Below are 1,227 nucleotides of genomic sequence, written 5' to 3'. Positions count from 1 at the left end.
AATTTTGAAAGGGTTTCAAAAGGAAGAAACTTTTAATATAAGTTTATTTTCTGATTTTATCTTTAGTAGAGTCAATCTTACTTATACGTTTCTGCCAGGTAGTTCGGATATGAATCGTGTTTTTGAGGCGATGAATAATAGGGGAAAACAATTGGATCACCATGAATTATTAAAATCTCGCTTACTAGAAAAAATAGAATCTCATGAACGATTAGCCTATTCTTTGATTTGGGACGCTTGTTCCAACATGAATGCTTATGTCGAAAAAAATATAAAGGATGTAGGGAATCTTACTTGGAAAAATCTATATGGAGATACAAGTGGTTTATATGAAGATGATGGTTTAGAAAAATCTAAAATAGGATTAGATAAGGTAGATATAATTAAACTTTTAAAAGAGATACAAACTAATGATAAAGAATCTATTTCTTTAAAATCAATTTTAGAAAGTACAGCAAATTATAGTAGGACCGAAAAAGATAAAAATGTAAAGGAAAGTGATTATCTGAGCAAATCAGTAAGAAGTATTATCAGTTTTCCTACTTTCTTACTACATGTTTTAAGGGTTTATCAACTACAAAATAACGGTACCCATTCAGCTGAAGTTATTGATAAAAAACTCTTGAGTATTTTTGATGTTGCATCTAATTTTAATACAAGTGAAAAGACTAAAGAATTTATTCTTTTAATTTGGAAAGCTAGAGTTTCTTTTGATAAATATATTATAAAATGGGTGTATTCCGCAGATGAAAAGGAAGAATATCATGAAATAGAACAGGTAGTCATTTCTAAAAGTGTAATTAAGAATAAAGATGGCAGTACTAATGAAAATATTAGTGTTCAACGTGTAGAGAACACGGATGAAGATATTAAGTGTTTATCGAAATTACAAGGAATGTTGTATCATTCTCAAGAAATGACTACTCAATATTGGATTACTCCATTTTTATACATCCTAATAAATGAGCAACTATCAAATACTGCTTTATTGAAAAAGTTGGAAGTTTTAGAAACTACTTTGTTTTATTCAGTCAAAAATACAAGTAAATTAAAAGATCGTACATTTAATATTGTGTTTCAAAACGAGTCAGAAGAGCTAGAATGTTTAGTGGATTCTAAATCGTATTTGAATAAATGTTTAGGCACTGGATATCCGAACTATATTTTTTATAAATTGGAATATATTTTATGGAAAGATAGAGTGGGGATTTGTGAAGAAAAGGGCTT

Annotated in this window: 1 protein-coding gene; it reads left to right on the top strand. The window is 28.4% G+C overall.

Annotation, left to right across the window (positions count from 1 at the left end; all coding sequences use genetic code 11):
- The coding region (locus IP023_RS15755) for a hypothetical protein (RefSeq protein WP_241791360.1) at positions 1-1,227 on the top strand (1,227 nt) is incomplete at both ends.

Origin of the sequence: Sphingobacterium rhinopitheci, assembly GCF_022627575.1 — a bacterium.
GTDB lineage: Bacteria > Bacteroidota > Bacteroidia > Sphingobacteriales > Sphingobacteriaceae > Sphingobacterium > Sphingobacterium rhinopitheci.
The sequence above is the reverse complement of the archived record's forward strand: the minus strand, read 5'-3'. Positions and strand labels throughout refer to the sequence as shown.